Origin of the sequence: Jiella sp. M17.18, from assembly GCF_041027365.1 — a bacterium.
GTDB lineage: Bacteria > Pseudomonadota > Alphaproteobacteria > Rhizobiales > Rhizobiaceae > VKMB-3413.
Genome location: NZ_JBFTEH010000001.1, coordinates 207,390 through 224,382 on the forward strand (window position 1 = coordinate 207,390; position 16,993 = coordinate 224,382).

The 16,993-nt window shown below is 68.1% G+C and carries 15 protein-coding genes, 1 pseudogene and 1 other annotated feature; of the genes and pseudogenes, 5 read left to right on the forward strand and 11 right to left on the reverse strand.

The window, feature by feature from the left end:
- Positions 1-65: 65 nt before the first annotated feature.
- A pseudogene (locus AB5S17_RS00980) lies at positions 66-592 on the reverse strand (RES family NAD+ phosphorylase).
- Positions 589-891: an antitoxin Xre/MbcA/ParS toxin-binding domain-containing protein gene (locus AB5S17_RS00985; RefSeq protein ID WP_369235212.1), complete on the reverse strand. Its 303-nt coding sequence runs from the start codon at positions 889-891 to the stop codon at positions 589-591. Before AB5S17_RS00985 ends, AB5S17_RS00980 begins: the two are co-directional and overlap by 4 nt.
- A 123-nt stretch (positions 892-1,014) precedes the next feature.
- Positions 1,015-1,069: a sequence feature (sul1 is cis-regulatory element that is thought to sense ions involved in sulfur or methionine metabolism; They are found in Alphaproteobacteria), on the forward strand.
- Between the two features lie 89 nt (positions 1,070-1,158).
- On the opposite strand from AB5S17_RS00985, the gene AB5S17_RS00990 reads away from it, so the two are divergent.
- The 3 genes from AB5S17_RS00990 (at position 1,159) to AB5S17_RS01000 (ending at position 4,123) form a co-directional block, all read left to right on the forward strand.
- Positions 1,159-2,643, forward strand: coding sequence for a SulP family inorganic anion transporter (locus tag AB5S17_RS00990; RefSeq protein ID WP_369235214.1), 1,485 nt, complete (start codon positions 1,159-1,161; stop codon positions 2,641-2,643).
- Positions 2,644-2,755: 112 nt separating this feature from the next.
- A complete protein-coding gene (locus AB5S17_RS00995) occupies positions 2,756-3,616 on the forward strand; it encodes a universal stress protein (RefSeq protein WP_369235216.1) in 861 nt (286 codons plus the stop codon).
- 162 nt (positions 3,617-3,778) lie between these two features.
- Positions 3,779-4,123, forward strand: a complete 345-nt coding sequence (locus AB5S17_RS01000) for a DUF6481 family protein (protein WP_369236100.1) — start codon at positions 3,779-3,781, stop codon at positions 4,121-4,123.
- 92 nt (positions 4,124-4,215) lie between these two features.
- Here the strand turns inward: AB5S17_RS01000 and AB5S17_RS01005 are convergent, their stop codons facing one another.
- From AB5S17_RS01005 to AB5S17_RS01030, 6 genes are all read right to left on the reverse strand, one after another.
- Positions 4,216-6,198: a putative bifunctional diguanylate cyclase/phosphodiesterase gene (locus AB5S17_RS01005; RefSeq protein ID WP_369235218.1), complete on the reverse strand. Its 1,983-nt coding sequence runs from the start codon at positions 6,196-6,198 to the stop codon at positions 4,216-4,218.
- Complete coding sequence (locus AB5S17_RS01010; protein ID WP_369235220.1) at positions 6,195-6,677, reverse strand: oxidoreductase; 483 nt, start codon at positions 6,675-6,677, stop codon at positions 6,195-6,197. Before AB5S17_RS01010 ends, AB5S17_RS01005 begins: the two co-directional genes overlap by 4 nt.
- A 255-nt stretch (positions 6,678-6,932) precedes the next feature.
- Complete coding sequence (gene lpdA / locus AB5S17_RS01015) at positions 6,933-8,330, reverse strand: dihydrolipoyl dehydrogenase (protein ID WP_369235222.1); 1,398 nt, start codon at positions 8,328-8,330, stop codon at positions 6,933-6,935.
- 9 nt (positions 8,331-8,339) lie between these two features.
- Positions 8,340-9,764: a dihydrolipoamide acetyltransferase family protein gene (locus tag AB5S17_RS01020; protein ID WP_369235224.1), complete on the reverse strand. Its 1,425-nt coding sequence runs from the start codon at positions 9,762-9,764 to the stop codon at positions 8,340-8,342.
- A gap of 3 nt (positions 9,765-9,767) precedes the next feature.
- Positions 9,768-10,784: an alpha-ketoacid dehydrogenase subunit beta gene (locus AB5S17_RS01025; protein ID WP_369235226.1), complete on the reverse strand. Its 1,017-nt coding sequence runs from the start codon at positions 10,782-10,784 to the stop codon at positions 9,768-9,770.
- A 298-nt stretch (positions 10,785-11,082) separates the two neighbouring features.
- Complete coding sequence (locus AB5S17_RS01030) at positions 11,083-12,309, reverse strand: 3-methyl-2-oxobutanoate dehydrogenase (2-methylpropanoyl-transferring) subunit alpha (RefSeq protein ID WP_369235228.1); 1,227 nt, start codon at positions 12,307-12,309, stop codon at positions 11,083-11,085.
- A gap of 109 nt (positions 12,310-12,418) precedes the next feature.
- On the opposite strand from AB5S17_RS01030, the gene AB5S17_RS01035 reads away from it, so the two are divergent.
- Complete coding sequence (locus AB5S17_RS01035) at positions 12,419-12,871, forward strand: MaoC family dehydratase (RefSeq protein ID WP_369235230.1); 453 nt, start codon at positions 12,419-12,421, stop codon at positions 12,869-12,871.
- Positions 12,868-13,737, forward strand: a complete 870-nt coding sequence (locus AB5S17_RS01040) for a CoA ester lyase (protein WP_369235232.1) — start codon at positions 12,868-12,870, stop codon at positions 13,735-13,737. Before AB5S17_RS01035 ends, AB5S17_RS01040 begins: the two co-directional genes overlap by 4 nt.
- Positions 13,738-13,768: 31 nt before the next feature.
- Here AB5S17_RS01040 and AB5S17_RS01045 read toward each other — a convergent pair whose 3' ends face one another.
- From AB5S17_RS01045 to AB5S17_RS01055, 3 genes are all read right to left on the reverse strand, one after another.
- Positions 13,769-13,987 carry a hypothetical protein gene (locus tag AB5S17_RS01045; RefSeq protein WP_369235234.1) on the reverse strand — a complete coding sequence of 73 codons (219 nt, stop codon included), beginning with the start codon at positions 13,985-13,987 and terminating at the stop codon, positions 13,769-13,771.
- A gap of 447 nt (positions 13,988-14,434) precedes the next feature.
- On the reverse strand, positions 14,435-14,773 hold the full coding sequence (locus AB5S17_RS01050) for a response regulator (RefSeq protein WP_369235236.1): 339 nt from the start codon (positions 14,771-14,773) through the stop codon (positions 14,435-14,437).
- Positions 14,774-14,958: 185 nt separating this feature from the next.
- Positions 14,959-16,953, reverse strand: coding sequence for a putative bifunctional diguanylate cyclase/phosphodiesterase (locus AB5S17_RS01055; protein ID WP_369235238.1), 1,995 nt, complete (start codon positions 16,951-16,953; stop codon positions 14,959-14,961).
- Positions 16,954-16,993 lie beyond the last annotated feature (40 nt).

A 16,993-nucleotide genomic window follows, 5' to 3' on the forward strand; every position in this document is an offset into this window, starting at 1 on the left:
CCTGAAGCTGATTCGTGTTTCGTTCTCATTGGATCAGCTTCGCCTGGATTGGCAAGAGGTTAGGGCTAATCGTCACGCTGCCACGAGAGCTGGTTCTTCGGCAGGCGCCCGCTGGGGTCGTAGACGGCCACTCGGCGAGGCGTGAGGACGTCCCACTTCCACAGAACGAGATTGGCCATGTCGAGCCTTGCGCCGTTCGCAAAGGACGGAACCAGAATGCCTGCGGCTCCCGCCTCGAAAATCGGCCTGACCGCCGACCACGGTCGCGAGGGGCGACCTTCGGCAAGATCGACGAACCACTCGGCTGCGAGATCGGCCGATGCGATCTGTTGGTCCTCTCGATCTGCCGCGGTCCGAAGATCAGCGATGTCGGCACAGTCCACGTCGTACGGCAGATCGTCAGTGGCTGGATTCGATGTGCGAACCCGTGCGAAGCCTCCAGTATCGCGCCCTCGATCGTCAGCGCGAGATACAGAGCCGGCATGCCCCTGGGGTTGAAGCGTCCGCCGTGGATCGCGGCGCCTTCACCGGAGATCGGCGCGAACGACCATCGCGGATCATGGGCTCGAAAGGCAGAGCCCACGTATCTCAAGCAAATCCGCCCACCGCGACGTGATCGAGATAATCACGGACCTGTGCCGCACGACCCTCGTTGACGAGGCTTTCCGCGGTCCGGTCGCCGAATTCGGGAAGAGGCTCAGAGCGATACCAGGCGACTGCTTGGGCGGGGCCGCCCGCCCATGTCTCGATCCGATGCAGGATTTCCTGCACTTCTGGCGGATGCGCGTGCCGCCGGGAGAGCGTTCTTCCTCCTCGCATGACCGACTTGGCGCGGGAGAGAACGGCCCGCTGCTTCCGCGATATCGGGGCGTGCGCAAAGAGCATGTTCACGTGCCTGACTTCTCGATCGCGCTGAAATTGGGCTTATCCAGATATACCAGGCGGCCTCCTCGAATGGGAGAGGCGGCTTGCGGGTTGCGCGCGTCGGCCCGATCAGGCAAGGTTGCGCTGCAACATGGACCCGCCGCCGCGCGGGTGGCTATGCCGGGCGCCGATCCCCCGGCCAACTTCACGCCGCATCCGCCGGCCCGTTCAAGGGCCGCATCACACGCCGGTCCGAAGACCGCAGCGCGGCGCGAAATCCTGTGTCTGGAGCCGATGATCTCGACTCGCAATCTGAAGGCCGACTGGCTCGGCAATATCCGCAACGACCTCCTGTCCGGCCTCGTCGTCGCTCTCGCGCTGATCCCCGAGGCGATCGCCTTTTCGATCATCGCCGGCGTCGATCCAAAGGTCGGGCTCTACGCCGCCTTCTCGATCGCCGTCCTCACTGCGATCTTCGGCGGGCGCCCCGGCATGATCTCGGCGGCCACCGCCTCGACCGCGGTCCTGATGATCTCGCTCGTCGCCGATCACGGGCTGCAATATCTGTTCGCCGCGACGATCCTCGCCGGGCTCATCCAGCTTCTCGCCGGCGCCCTGCGGCTCGGCGACGCGATGCGCTTCGTCTCGCGCTCGGTCATGACCGGCTTCGTCAACGCGCTCGCGATCCTGATCTTCATGGCGCAGATCCCGGAACTCGTGAACGTCCCGCCGCTGACCTACGGCTTCGTCGCGCTCGGCCTGGCGATCATCTACCTCCTGCCGCGACTGACGACCGCCGTGCCGTCGCCGCTCGTCACCATCGTCGTCCTGACGGCCCTGTCGGTCGGCTTCGGCCTCGACCTTCGAACCGTCGGTGACATGGGCGAGCTGCCCTCGACGCTGCCGACCTTCCTCATTCCCGACGTGCCGTTCACGCTGGAGACGCTGCGGATCATCCTGCCCTATTCGGTCGGCATCGCCCTCGTCGGCCTTCTGGAATCGCTGATGACCGCGCAGGTCGTGGACGATCTCACCGACACCGGCTCCGACAAGAACCGCGAATGCATGGGGCAGGGCGTCGCCAACTTCGTCACCGGCTTCTTCGGCGGCATGGCCGGCTGCGCGATGATCGGCCAGACCGTCATCAACATCAAATCCGGCGGCCGCGGGCGGCTGTCCTGCGCCTTTGCCGGCGTGATGCTGCTGTTCTTCATCGTCGTCCTCGGCCAGTGGGTGGCGGTCATCCCGATGGCGGCGCTGGTCTCGGTGATGATCATGGTTTCGATCGGCACGTTCTCCTGGGAGTCGATCGTCAACCTCAGGACCCATCCGCGCCGCTCCTCGGCGGTCATGCTGGCGACGGTCGGCACCGTGGTGGCGACCGGCAACCTCGCGATCGGCGTCCTCGTCGGCGTGCTCCTCTCCGGCATCTTCTTCGCGTCCAAGGTGGCGCAGCTGTTCGCCGTCGAGAGCGAACTGTCGCCGGACCGCACCCATCGCAGCTACCGCGTCCTCGGCCAGATCTTCTTCGCCTCGGCGGAGAAGTTCGGCCAGGCCTTCGATTTCCACGAGGCGGTGGACAAGGTCACGATCGACGTCGGCCGTGCACATATCTGGGATCTTTCGGGCGTCGGCGCGCTCGACCGGGCGGTCATCAAGTTCCGCCGCGAAGGGACCGAGGTGGAAGTGCTCGGCCTCAACGAGGCGAGCCGCACGCTGGTCGACCGGCTGGGCGTTGCCGACAAGCCGGGCGCGCTGGACGAGCTGCCGGGGCATTGACGCCCGCCCGCGGGCCGAGCGGCCGCGCGGGGAAGAAGGCAACGCGCCCCGACGGATCGGCGCGCCCGGAAACAGGCTGGCGCCGGAGGCGCCGCAAGGGAGGACTGACACGATGACGACCATCCTCGCCCTCATCGACGGCTCGCACTATTCCCCGAGCGTCTGCGACAATGCCGCCTTCGCGGCGAAGCAGCTCGGCGCTTCGGTCGAGCTTCTCCATGTGATCGGGCGGCGCGACACGGCCTCCGCACCGGCCGACCTGTCCGGCAATCTGGATCTCGGGGAGCGCGAGGAGCTTCTGAAGGAACTCGCCGATCTCGACGAACAGAAGGCCAAGCTCGGCCGCCGGCGCGCCCGCCTCGTCCTCGCCGAGGCTGCCAGGCGTCTTCAGGATGCGGGGATCGACAGCGTTCGCGAAGAGATGCGCCTCGGCGACCTCGTCGAAACGCTTTCCCAGCGTGAGGAACAGGCCGACCTCATGGTGATCGGCAAGCGCGGCGAGGGAGCGGATTTCGCCCGGCTGCATCTCGGCTCGAATCTCGAACGCGTGCTGCGCGGGGCGAGGCGCCCGGTGCTGGTCGCGGCGCGGGCCTTCCGGCCGATTCGCCGATTCCTGGTCGCCTTCGACGGCGGCCCGAGCGCCAGGAAGGCGGTCGATTTTCTCGCCACCAGCCCGCTGCTGAAGGGCGCTTCGGCCGAGCTTCTGACGGTGTCGGACAAGGCGGCGCCGGAGGGTTCGCACGATGGCCTCGACGCGGCCGCAGAACGGCTGCGCGGCGCCGGCTACGATGTCGCGACGAAGCGCCTGGCCGGCGAGCCGGACGCGGTGATCGCGCGCGAGGGGGAGCGGGACGACATCGACCTCCTGGTGATGGGCGCCTATGGCCATTCCCGGATTCGCGCCTTCCTGATCGGCTCGACCACCAGCGAGATCGTACGCTCCTGCAAGCGGCCGGTGCTGATGTTCCGGTGAGCCGAGGCAGCGACTCGGCGGCGCCGGACCGGCCAATGAACCCGAACACCAAGCTGTGCGTTGTTTCCCCAAGGACGTTGATGTCGGGGCCCGAAGGGCGTAATTCGGCCTTCGATCGCCGAGCCAGCGGCCGGCTTCCTCCAACAACAAGCGGTTAGACCAATCTTGAAGCCCAAGGATGCGGATTTCGTGGAGCGCCGGAATGCGGCGAAGGATGCCAAGGCGGCGCTTCTCGAGAAGATGAAGGCAAAGAAGGACGATCCGGCCGCCGAGGCGCGGCGGGCCGAACGTGCGGCGATCGTCGCGGCGCGCGAAGAGCGCGAGGCGGCACGGCGCGAGGCGGCCGAGCAGGCCAAGCGCGAGGAGGCCGAACGGCTGGCGGCCGAGGAAGCGGCCAAGAAGGCCGAAGCCGACAAGCTGATCCAGCGGATGGTCGAGGACGAGGCGGCACGCAAGGCCGCCCGCGATCAGCGCTACGCCGCCCGCAAGGCGCGCAAGGGCGGCTGATGTGCAGCCGGGCGGATGCTTCGGCACGTCGGTCCGGTGTCGCAAGACCTCCACTTCGCTCCCTGCCGCCCGTCATGCGGCAGCTTGCCCCCTCAGACGGCGAAGCCGGCCGTGCGCGCGAGCTTGGTCGGCAGCGCGGCCTCGCGCGGCGCGTCCGGGCGAAGCCGGGGCGGCAGCGATGGCGTATCCAGGCGCGCGGCGATGAACGGCCGGACCTCCGCCTCGCGCATCGGCCGGGCGAAGAAGTAGCCCTGGCCGAGCGAGCAGCCGCTCGCGCAGGCGAGATCGAGGTGGTCGGACGTCTCGATCCCCTCCGCCACGACTTCGGCCGACAGGGTCCCGGCCAGGGAGCAGATCGCCGAGACGATGGCGAAGCTGTTGTTGCCGGCGGCCATGTCGGCGACGAATGAGCGATCGATCTTGATCTTCTCGAAGCTGTACTGCCTGAGATAGCTCATCGAGGCATAGCCGGTGCCGAAGTCGTCGAGCGCGATGCGCACGCCGATGTCGCGCAGTTCGGCGAGGATCCGCTGCGCCGCGCCGTTGCTGACGAGGACGCTCTCGGTGATCTCGAGGGTGATCCGGGCCGGCGCGACGCCCCACCGCCGCAGCGCGCCGGAGACGCATTGCGACAGGCCGGGGTCGGCGAACTGGATCGCCGAGACGTTCAGCGACAGGAAGACGTCCGCCGGCCAGTCCCGGGCGATTCGGCATCCCTCGTCGATGACCCAGCGCCCGATCGCGCTGATGTCGCCGCTCTCCTCGGCGAGCGGGATGAAGGCGGTCGGGGGAATGGCGCCGAGCTCCGGGTGGTCCCAGCGCAGCAGGGCCTCGAAGCCGCGGGTGCTCCCGTTCGAAAGGTCCACGATCGGCTGGAAGACGAGGTGGAACTCCTGCTGCGCCAGAGCGGCCGGCAGGTCGTGCTGGAGCTGGCGGCGATAGTCCGCGTCCTTGCGAAGATCGGGCGTCAGGATGACGTGCTGCGCCCGGCCCGCGCCCTTGGCGGCATAGAGCGCGACGTCGGCATCCTTCAGGAGGTGCAGGAGGTCGAAGTCCTCGCCATGCTGCCGCAGTGCGATCCCGATGCTCATGCTGGCATTGATCCGCTCGCCGTCGAGGAACAGCGGCTTGCGCAGGGCCTCCGCGGCGCGCTCGGCGAAGGCCCTGGCGCGGGCCTCGGCGTGATCGCCGGCGATCAGCACCGCGAACTCGTCGCCGCCGAGACGCGCGAGGAATGCGTCGCTGCCCGCGACCTCCAGCAGGCGCTGGGAGATCGCTGTCAGCACCCGGTCGCCGCCGGTGTGGCCGTGCGTGTCGTTGACGTCCTTGAAATTGTCGAGGTCGAGGAAGATCAGCGCGTGGTCCTGGCTCCGGTCGAGCGTCGCCGCGATCTCGTGGAGCGCGGCGCGGTTGGGAAGCCCCGTCAGCCAGTCGCGTTTGGCGGCCTTCTCCATCTGCCGCGACTGCCGCGCCATCAGGCCAATCAGTGCCAGACCGCACAGCACCAGCCCGAGGATGATGACGCAGATGACCGAGAACACGCGGTCGAGGTCCCGCTGGTTCCTCGCTACCACATCGCCCGACAGGGCGTTGGACAGCGAGGCGAGGCGCGCCAGCTGGGCGTTCAGCGGCGACAGGATCTGGAGAATGGCGGCCGCCGTTTCCGGCTCGGCCGCGCGGGCGATCAAGGGATCGATGGCGTTTACGGCGCGGGCGAGAGCCGCGACCTCCCCGCGATGCGTTCCCACCACGTCATGAGAATAGACGCCGGGCCCCTGCAGGACGGACAGGCGGGTCTTCAGGATCGCGAAGCGGAGCGCGACGTCCCCGTCGTCGATCGGCTTGCCCGAGACGAACTGCGCAGCGACGGCCAGCTGCAATCGAAGCGCTTCGGACCGGGCCTGGCTCAGATCGAACGTCCTGTTGTAGCGGGAGGCGTCGATCACGTCGTCCTGGAAGCGGACGGCGAGCGCCGAGCACAGCACGGCCAGCGCCGCCAGCAGCGCCGTGACGGCACCGAGGATCGCGACGCCGCGCCCCTTCCTGCTGAGGATCGAAGCCAGCCGGGGCTTCACAGCAGTTCGATCCGGCACAGCTGCCACACGGCCCGGCTGTAGTAGCTCTGATGCTGAAGACGCGGGTCGTTGTCGAACGGGAACATCAGGAACACCGGGCCCTTGTCGGTGAGAGGCATCAGCGTGCCGTTCTCGCGGATCGCCAGCACGGCGCCCAAATTCTCCACGTCCGCGATGTCGGTTTCGACGACATAGTCGTTGAGCGCGATCAGGCGCAGGCGCCGGATGTTGCCGCCGAGCGTCTCGAGGAAGCTGTCGAGCGGGACGCCGCTGAAGCGTTCGACGCCGGCATGCCACGGGGTGTGGGTCGAGATCGACGCCTGGGGAAAGGCCTCGAGATCCGCGCGCGAGAAACGGCGTTCTTCTGCCGAGCCAGGCCAGAGGACGGTGAGCACCGGCGCGGGCGTGCTCGCCGCCGCGCGGGCACCCTTCTGCAAAACGAATGGCGCGAACGGCATGGTCATCGTCGCGATCACCATTTGACGTCTTGATAATAAACTGCGCATACGGTCGACGCTCCGGCGGTATCTACTGTCATCTACTGGCCGGGAGTCTGCGGATTGTTAACGGCCGGATGAAAGTCCGAGCGACCGGGTGGCATTTGTTCGTAGACGCGACGGCAGGTCGCAGCTTGGCTGCCGCAGCGGTGGTTTCAGATGATGCGGATCATCGGGTGCCGGATATCGGTCCGGTTGCGGCCGCGCGGAAAGTGGGGGCGTAGCGGCTGACCGATCTCACAGGTGCAGACCCTTCCCCGTCGCGAGGAAGGCCGCTTCCTGCAAGGCTTCTCCCATCGTCGGATGGGCGTGGATCGTGCCGGCGACGTCATCGAGGCAGGCGCCCATCTCGATCGCCAGCGTGAAGGCGGCGGAGAGCTCCGAAAGGCCGGAGCTGACCGCCTGGATGCCGAGGACGAGATGATTGTCGGCGCGCGCCACGACCCGCACGAAGCCGTCGTCGCGGGCGAGCGTCATCGCGCGGCCGTTCGCCTGGAAGGGGAAGCGCCCCGTCGCCGTCTCGATCCCGGCGGCCTTCGCCTCTGCGGGCGACAGGCCGACCGAGATGATCTCGGGATCGGTGAAGGCGATGGCCGGGATGGCGCGCGGATCGAAGCGGCGGGGGTGGCCGGCCGCGATCTCCGCCACCATCTCGCCTTCCGCCATTGCCTTGTGCGCGAGCATCGGCTCGCCGGCGACATCGCCGATCGCATAGACGCCGCGCATCGCGGTGCGGCGGGTGTCGTCGGTGCGGATGAAGGGGCCGTCCATGTCGAGCACGAGTTCCTCGCGGCCCCACCCCTCGGTCACCGGCCGGCGCCCGATGGTCACCAGCACCGTGTCTGCCGCGAGTCTGCGCTCGCCGCCGTCCGGCGAGGTCAGCAGAAGGTCTTCCGCCTCTCCGGTAAGGCCGGCGGCCTTCGTGCCGGTGAGGACCTCGACGCCGAGCGCCGCCAGCCGCGCGCGCACCGGCTTGACCAGTTCGGCGTCGTAGAGCGGCAGGATCTCGTGCGCCGCCTCGACGATGGTCACAGCCGAGCCGGCCTTGGCGAAGGCGGTGCCGAGCTCGATGCCGATATAGCCGCCGCCGACGACGGCGAGGCGCCGCGGCGGCGCGGGCAGGGAGAGGCCTTCCTCGGAGGAGATCACCTTGCCGCCGAAGGGCAGCGAGGGCAGCTCGACCGGTTCGGACCCGGTGGCGATGACGATGGTCGTGGCGCTGATGCGCTGCGTCCCGGTCTCGCTCGTCACCAGCACCGTCTTGCCGTCGAGGAAGCGGGCGCGGCCCTCGACCAGCTTCACCCGCGCCTTCTTCAGAAGGCCGGTGACGCCGTTGTTCAGCCGGTTGACGATGCCGTCCTTCCAGCCGACGACGGCGCCCCAGTCGAGCCCCGGTTCGGCCGCGGTGAGGCCGGGTATGGCGCAGCGCTCCGCCGCCTCGCGCATTCGGAAATACTCGTCCGCCGCGTGGATCAGCGCCTTCGAGGGGATGCAGCCGATGTTGAGGCAGGTGCCGCCCGGCTTGCGGTCGTCGACGATGACGGTGTCGAGGCCGAGCTGGCCGGCACGGATCGCCGCGACATAGCCGCCGGGGCCGGCGCCGATGACGAGGAACTGGCAGGTGATGTCGGCCATTCTCGCCTCTCAAGCGTCCGCGAAGATCAGGGCGGGCGTCTCCAGGAGCGCCTTGATCCGCTGGATGAAGACGGCCGCGTCGAAGCCGTCGATCACACGATGATCGAAGCTGGAGGAGAGGTTCATGCGCTTGCGCGGCACGAAGCGCACGCCGTCCCAGACCGGACGCACCTCCATCTTGTTGACCCCGACGATCGCGACCTCCGGATGGTTGATCACCGGCGTCGTGACGATGCCGCCGAGCGCGCCGAGCGAGGTGATGGTGATGGTCGAGCCGGACAGCTCCTCGCGCTTGATGCTGCCGGCCTTCGCCGCCTCCGACAGACGCGCCACCTCGGCTGCGCAGCTCCAGACGTCGCGCGCCTCGCAATGGCGCACGACGGGCACGACGAGCCCGGCTTCGGTCTGCGCGGCGATGCCGATGTGGACGCCGCCATGCTGGCGGAGGACGTTCGCCTCGTCGTCAAAGAGCGCGTTCATCTGCGGCCGGTCGCGGATGGCGATCACCATCGCCCGCATCAGGAAGGGCAGGAGGGTCAGCTTCGGGCGGTCCGTGCGGCGCGTCTCGTTCAATGCGGCCCGCAACTCTTCCAGCGCCTCGACATCGACCTCGTCGACATAGGTGATCGGCACGATGCGATCGTGCGCGAGCGCCATCTTCTCGGCGATGCGGCGTCTGAGGCCGACGATCTTGATCTCGCTGACGGACGTGTCGGCGGCGGGACGTCCGCCGGCCGCGGGTTCGCCGCCGCCCTCGATGTAGGCGTCGAGATCGTCGTGCCCGATACGGCCTGCCGGTCCGGAGCCCGGCACCCGACGCAGATCGACGCCAGCCTCCATCGCCCGGCGCCGCACGGCCGGCGAGGCGAGGGGCTTTTCGCCGGGCTTGCGGGAAGGATGGGGGCTGGATGCGGCTTTCGCGACTGGCCCGATCTTCCCCCTTGCGGTGGGGCCGAAGGACGGGCGAGACCCGTGGTTCGCCCCCTCGGGCGGCAGCCCGGAGGGGGGCGAGCCGCCGCTACCGTTCTGCGCGTCTGATTCGAAAGGATCGCGCTCTTCGGCGCCCCCGTCTGCCTTGCCAGGCATCTCCCCCGCCGGGGGGGAGACCGGCGGCTTCGTCGGCATCGCCTCTTTCGATGTCGCGGCGTTTTCGTCGGGAGCCGCCGGCTCACGCGCGCCGCCGGCCTCGCCGCCCGCCACCTCCAGCCGCACCAGCGGCGAGCCGACGGCGAGCGCTTCGCCGATCGCGCCGCCGAGCCATGTCACGGTGCCGTTCACAGGCGAGGGGATGTCGACCGTCGCCTTGTCGGTCATCACGGCGGCGAGAACCATGTCCTCGGTGACGGGGTCGCCGACGCTCACATGCCATTCGACGAGTTCGGCCTCGGCGACGCCTTCCCCGACGTCCGGCAGCTTGATGGTGTAGCTGCCCATGGCTCAGGCCTCCGCCATCACGCGCTTCAGCGCGCCGCCGATGCGCGCCTGGCCGGGGAAGTAGTCCCATTCCTGCGCATGCGGATAGGGCGTGTCCCAGCCGGCGACTCTCAGGATCGGCGCCTCCAGATGATAGAAGCAGGTCTCGGCGACGAGGGCGGCGAGTTCGGCGCCGAAGCCGGAGGTGAGCGTCGCCTCGTGCACGACGACGCAGCGGCCGGTCTTCTTGACCGAGGCCTCGATCAGCTCGAGGTCGAGCGGCACCAGCGTCCTGAGGTCGAGGATTTCCGCGTCGATGCCGACGGAGGCGGCCGCGGCCTCGGCGACATGCACCATCGTGCCGTAGGCGACGACGGTGACCGCCGCACCCTCGCGCCGCACGATGCCCTTGCCGAGCGGCACCGTGTAGCGCCCGTCCGGCACCTCGCCGAGCGGATGCTTCGACCAGGGCGTCACCGGCTTGTCGTGGTCGCCGTCGAAGGGGCCGTTGTAGAGCCGCTTCGGCTCCAGGAAGATCACCGGGTCGTTGTCCTCGATCGCGGAGATCAAGAGGCCCTTGGCGTCGTAGGGATTGGACGGGACGACGGTCTTCAGGCCGGAGACGTGGGTGAACAGCGCTTCCGGCGACTGCGAGTGGGTCTGGCCGCCGAAGATGCCGCCGCCGGTCGGCATGCGGATCACCATCGGCGCGGTGAAGTCGCCGGCCGACCGGTATCGCAGCCGTGCCGCCTCCGAAACGATCTGGTCGTAGCCGGGATAGACGTAGTCGGCGAACTGGATCTCGACGACGGGCCTCAGACCATAGGCGGCCATGCCGATCGCGACGCCGACGATGCCGCCCTCGTTGATCGGGGCGTCGAAGCAGCGGTTCTTGCCGAACTTCTCCTGCAGCCCGGCGGTGCAGCGGAAGACTCCGCCGAAATAGCCGACGTCCTCCCCGAACACGACGACGCGCTCGTCCTCGGCCATCTTGACCGCATGCGCATCGCGGATCGCCTCGATCATCGTCATGCGCGGCATGGCGACACCGGAACTGCGAAGCGGTCCCTGAAGGAGGTGGTAGCGGCCTTCGCGCCCCCCTCTGCCCTGCCGGGCATCTCCCCCTCAAGGGGGGAGATCGATCTCGCGCAAACGTCTCGCCCCCCTTCGAGCAAGGCAAGCGGCACGCGCCTCTCAAGAAGGAGCCCGGAGGGCAAGACAGCCTGATCTCCCCCCTTGAGGGGGAGATGCCCGGCAGGGCAGAGGGGGGTGCCTCGGCGCTCGCGGACGTCGTTTTCGTAGGGTCGCGCGGAACACCGCGGGAAAACCTGAAACGCCCTCAATACCCCGCCTCCTGGCGCTGGCGCCGGAGATGGTCGGGCATCACCTCGTAGACGTCCTCGAACATGTCGCGCACCGAAGGCTTCGGCCCGGTATGGAGCGTGCCGTGGCTCTCGGCCTCCTTCTGCGCGGCGAGGATTTCGGCGTCGATTTCCGCCTCGGCCTGGACATGGCGCTCCTCGCTCCAGGCGCCGCGCAAGATCAGGTGGTTCTTCAGCCGCTTCACGGGGTCGCCGAGCGGCCAGGCGTCGCTCTCCTCCTTCGGGCGATAGGCGGAGGGATCGTCGGAGGTCGAATGCGCCGCGGCGCGGTAGGTGACCCATTCGATCAGCGTCGGCCCGAGATTCCTGCGTGCCCGTTCCACTGCCCATTGCGCCACCGCATGGACCGCGAGGTAGTCGTTGCCGTCGACCCTGAGCGACGGGATGCCGAAGCCGAGGCCCCTTGCGGCGAAGGTGCCGGCGCCGCCGCGGGCGATGCCCTGGAAGGTCGAGATCGCCCACTGATTGTTGACGATGTTGAGGACGACCGGCGCCTTGTAGGTCGAGGCGAAGACCATCGCGGCGTGGAAGTCGCTCTCCGCCGTGGAGCCGTCGCCGATCCAGGCGGCGGCGATCTTGTCGTCGCCCCGGATCGCCGAGGCCATCGCCCAGCCGACCGCCTGCACGAACTGCGTCGCGAGATTGCCGGAAATCGAGAAGAAGCCGTGCGCCTTCGACGAATACATGATCGGCAGCTGCCGGCCCTTCAACGGGTCGCGGCGGTTTGAATAGATCTGGCACATCATGTCGACCAGCGGGTAGTCGTCGGCGATCAGCAGGCCCTGCTGGCGATAGGTGGGGAAGTTCATGTCGCCGGGGCGCAGCGCCTTGCGCACCGCGCAGGCGATCGCCTCCTCGCCGAGACACTGCATGTAGAAGCTCGTCTTGCCCTGGCGCTGCGCCATCAGCATGCGCCGGTCGAAGGCGCGCACGCGCATCATCGTCTTCAGGCCGGCAAGCAGTTCCGCGTCGGCCAGCGTTCCCGCCCATTCGCCGACCGCCTCGCCGGCGCGGTTGAGGACGCGGATGATGGAAAAGGCGAGATCCCGGATCTCGGCGGGATCGACGTCCACCGGCGGGCGCCGCACCGAGCCGGCCCTGGCGATCTTGACGCCGGAAAAGTCCGGCGCGCCGCCCGGCCGCACCGCGGGCTCCGGGACATGCAGGCTCAGTCGCTCGTCCATGCGTGGCTCTCCCATGCCGGGCGAGCGCGACCGACCGCATCCGCCCGCCGACCTCCCAACCGGCTTCTGCTATGATGACGCCGAATTTCGCAAAGGGAAGGGGATCGTCATGGCAGGGCGTCTTTACGAGGAGTGGACCGTCGGGGATCGTCTGACCCACGACATCCGCCGGACGGTGACCGAGACCGACAACCTCCTCTTCTCCACCATGACCCACAATCCGCAGCCGCTGCATCTCGACGCGGAGGCGGCGAAGGCGAGCGAGTTCGGCCAGATCCTCGTCAACGGCACCTTCACCTTCGCGCTGATGGTCGGCCTCACCGTCGGCGACACGACGCTCGGCACGCTCGTCGCCAATCTCGGCTATGACAAGGTGGTGATGCCGAAGCCGGTGTTCATCGGCGACACGCTGCGCGCCGAGACCGAGGTGTCGGACAAGCGCGAGAGCCGGTCGCGGCCGGAGGCGGGAATCGTCACCTTCTCGCACCGGCTGCTCAACCAGCGGGACGAGGTCGCCTGCCAGTGCCTGCGAACGGCGCTGATCCGGCGGGCCCGGCCATGAGGCTGCGCTCGCTGCTCTTCGTGCCGGGCGACCGGCCCGACCGCTTCGAAAAGGCGATGGCGAGCGGCGCCGACGCGGTGATCCTCGATCTGGAGGATTCGGTGGTGCCGGGACGCAAGGCGGCTGCGCGGGAGGCGGTGGCGGCGTTCCTCTCCGGCCGCGCCGACGGCAGCGACGAAGCACTTCGCTCCGCCGAAACCTCGGTCTTCGTCCGCATCAACCCGCTCGGTCTCGACATGGCGGACGAGGACCTAACGGCGGCCAAGGGCGCGGACGGGGTCGTCCTGCCGAAGGCGGAGGGCAGCGCCTCGCTCGCGGCGCTGGACGCGCTGCTCGCCGACGATCCCGCCGTGATCCTGCCGATCGCGACGGAGACGCCGGCGGCCGTCTTCCAGCTCGGCAGCTATGGCGGCGTCACGCGGCGCCTCTGCGGCCTCACCTGGGGCGCGGAGGACCTGCCGGCGGCGATCGGTGCGGCGGCGAGCCGGGAGCCGGACGGGCGCCTGACGGAGCCATACCGGATCGTGCGCACGCTCGCCCTCTTCGGCGCACATGCGGCGGGGGTTCCGGCGATCGAGACGGTCTACCCCGACATCAAGGACGCAGACGGTCTGCGGGCGACGGCGCAACTCGCCGCCCGCGACGGCTTTTCCGGCATGATGGCGATCCACCCAGCGCAGGTCGGCGCTATCAACGCCGCCTTCACGCCGTCCGATGCCGCCATCGCTGCGGCGCGTGCGATCGTCGACGCCTTCGCCGCGCAACCCGAGGCCGGTGCGCTGCAGGTGGAGGGCCGCATGGTCGACGCTCCGCATCTGAAGCAGGCGCGCCGCGTGCTGGCGCAGGCGGGGAGCGACCGCCCATAAGCACTTTCAGGGCGTGCGGCGGTCCGGTGAGCTACTGCGCAGGCGACGGCCTCGCCGGCACGAGCCCGGGGACGTTCTGCGTCGGCGGCGGCGAGGACACGGAAATCCCGTCCTGCCGGCCGAGGGCCCACCAGAGGACCAGGACAATCACGATGAGGGCCAGAACGACCCAGAGCAGCGTCGATCGGCCCTTGCGCTCGTGGGCCGGGAGTTCGGAGTAGGTCGGCGGCTTGTCCTGCGGGTCACTCATCGCCGTTCGAGCTCGATCGTCAAGGGAGAGAGCCGCGGGCGACCGCTTCGGCCGCCTGATCGCGTCTTCCCGCTGCAGACGACCGGATAAGATCGCGAAGCGGCGTTTCGTTCCCGGCCACCTATCCTGCCCTCTGCTGATGCCTGCGGCAGGAGCCGCAGCGACCGTCCGGAATGGATCGGCGAAGCGTGGAGAATTCTTTGTCCGGGCCTCGCCGGACTAACCGAACGGTAAGAAAGCTTCTCTACAACTGTCCTCGACGAGACAACGTCGCGAGCCCCGGCAAAGGTATTGCGTTCCGGGTCTGCGCCGTCCCGTCGACGGAAAACCGCGCCAGATCTCTCGGCGCGGTTTTGCTGTTTGTCGGGCTGCCTGGGACGTCTCGCTCGGCGAGAGGAGCCGCGATGCGAGCGGCGATCGGGCCCCGCATCGGTTTCCACGGATCTCTCAGGCTGCCATCGGGAGAACGCTCTCGACATCCCGCGTTCGATACGGCTTGGCGATCTTCGGAACGCAGCGGAACGTCGCCGGCAGTCGCTCAAGGCTGCCGGAGACGAAGCAGAACGGAATGTGCTCCTGCATCAGTCTGTGCGCGAGCGGCAGCGACGTCTCGTCTTCCCGCCCGAGATTGACGTCCAGCAGGACGAAGTCGACGCCTGCCTCGACCTGGCGCAACGCCTCGGCCGCATTCGATGCCAGCACGACGTCTGCCGCGACCGAGTTCAGCACGATCTCTTCCAGGTCGATGGCGATGATCGGCTCGTCTTCGACGATGAGTACCTTCATGGCGACTGTCCCTTCTATTACGGGTGCAATGCCACAACGACAACATTGGTTGCAGCGCTCAATCGAATTTTCGAGTAATTGTCGGAATCGCCCTGTCCGGACAATAATCGCATAAAGCAACTGTTAACTATCGCTCGGCCGTTTGCTGCCCGAGGGACGGTCGTCGCGGCCATGCGGCCCGCATGTCAGGCGCAGCGGCGCACCGACTGCAGGCGGTTCGGGCTGCCGGCCGGCTTGCGCTCGGCGAGACGGAACTTGGTAAAGACGTCGGCCGCGACGTCGCCGGCCGGGATCGGGCGGCCGAAGTAGTAGCCCTGGATCTGGTCGCAGCCCAGCCGGCGGAGAAGCTCGACCTGTTCCTTCGTCTCGACGCCTTCCGTCGTGACCTTCATCCCCAGGTGATGCGCCATCGCGATGATGGTCTCGACGATCTGCGGCACGTTCTTCTCGCCGTTCTCCAGCGCCTTCATGAAGCTCTGATCGATCTTCAGCTTGTCGAAGGGGAAGCGCCAGAGATAGCCGAGCGAGGAGTAGCCGGTGCCGAAGTCGTCCATGTCGACCGAGATGCCGAGATCGCGCAGTTCCTTCAGCTGGTCGAGAACCGTGTCGGAGCGCTCGAGCAGCAGCGACTCCACCACTTCCACCTCGAGCCGATGGCCGGCGATCCCGGCGCTCTTCATCGCCGCGCGGATGATCGACAGGAGATCGCCGTCGGCGAACTGGACCGCACTGAGGTTGACCGAGACGAAGAGCGGCTCCGGCCAGAGCGCGATCTGGCGGCAGGCCTCCTGAATGACCCAGGTCCCGATCGTCTTGATATAGCCTCGGGCCTCGGCGATCGGCACGAAGACCGTCGGCGAAATGTAGCTGCCGTCAGGCGCGCGCAGGCGCAGAAGCGCCTCGAAGCCGAGCAGGCGGGCGTCCTCGCCGCTGACCAGCGGCTGGTAGAAGAGCTCGAAGCCGTCCTTCTCGATCGCCTTTCGCAGCAGCGCTTCCACCTCGCGCTTGCGATGCGTCTCCTCGTCCATCCAGCTTTCGAAGAAGGCGAGCGCGTTGGCCTTGTCGCCCTTGTGGTGGTAGTGCGCGATCTCCGCGTGCTTGACGAGTTCGGAATGGGTCCGCCCGGCCTCGGGAACCAGGGCGCAGCCGATCGAGATCTGCGGGATGATCGTGTTGCCGCCGAGATCCACCGGCTCGCACACCGCCTCGGTGATCCGCCGGCTGAGGGACGACACATCCTCGCGCGAGACGACGCGGCGAAAGAGGATCGCGAAGTCGTCCGCGCCGATCCGCGCCAGGATGTCGTCGTCGCCAGTTGCCGAAGCCAGCCGGTTGGCAACGACGCGCAGGAGCTCGTCGCCGCAGGCCTGGCCATAATTGTCGTTGACCTCGGAGAGCTCGTCGAGGTCGATGTAGAGAAAGGCCATGCGCTCGCGCGTCGCGCGGATCGTCGACAGGATCTGGTCGGCTTCCTCCTGCATGCGGCGGCGATTGAGCAGGTGCGTCAGCGGGTCGTGATTGGCGAGGAAGAGGATCCGCTCGTCGGCCTCGGCGATCTTCCGCTTGCGCCGGATGTAGAGAAGAAACGGCGCGCCGGTCGCGATGAGCAGCACCAGCACCACCAGCATCGACGTGCGGGCGAGGGTGACCTGGTAGTGACGGCGTTCGGCGATCATGTTGGCGACGACCGACACATAGGCGACCGTGCGACCGTTGCGGATCAGCGGCTCGATGACGGAAGGATTGGCGCGGCCGTCGTCGTAGACGATCTGCCAGTCGCCGGGGGTCGCCAGCACCGACGGGCCCAGGCGGTCGCCCGAGCTGATGCCGCCCGGCCTGTCGCGCAGCAGCCATTCGTAGCGGTCGGAGCGCGAGCGGAACACTTCCTTCCCGTGCCGGTCGAAGATCGCGAAGCTGTCGATGCCCGCGAGATTGGCGACTTTGCGGACCGTCGCCTCTGCGTCCGGATCGCGCGCGATGCCGGTCAGGAAGGCGTCGAGCTGGCCGTCCGGCGTCAGGAGAAGGTGTGCGAAATTGCTGCCCCGGCTGCGCATCTCCGCCCGGACCAGATTGCCGACCGCGCTCTGTCCGAGGCCCAGCACCGTTGCGACGACGAAGCAGATCATCGCGGCGCCGCCGAGTAGCAGGGTCCAGTGCCGTTTGAGAAAAAGAAGGGCCATCGATCCTTCGCATCCAGAATCGCGGGCAGACTAGGCAAGA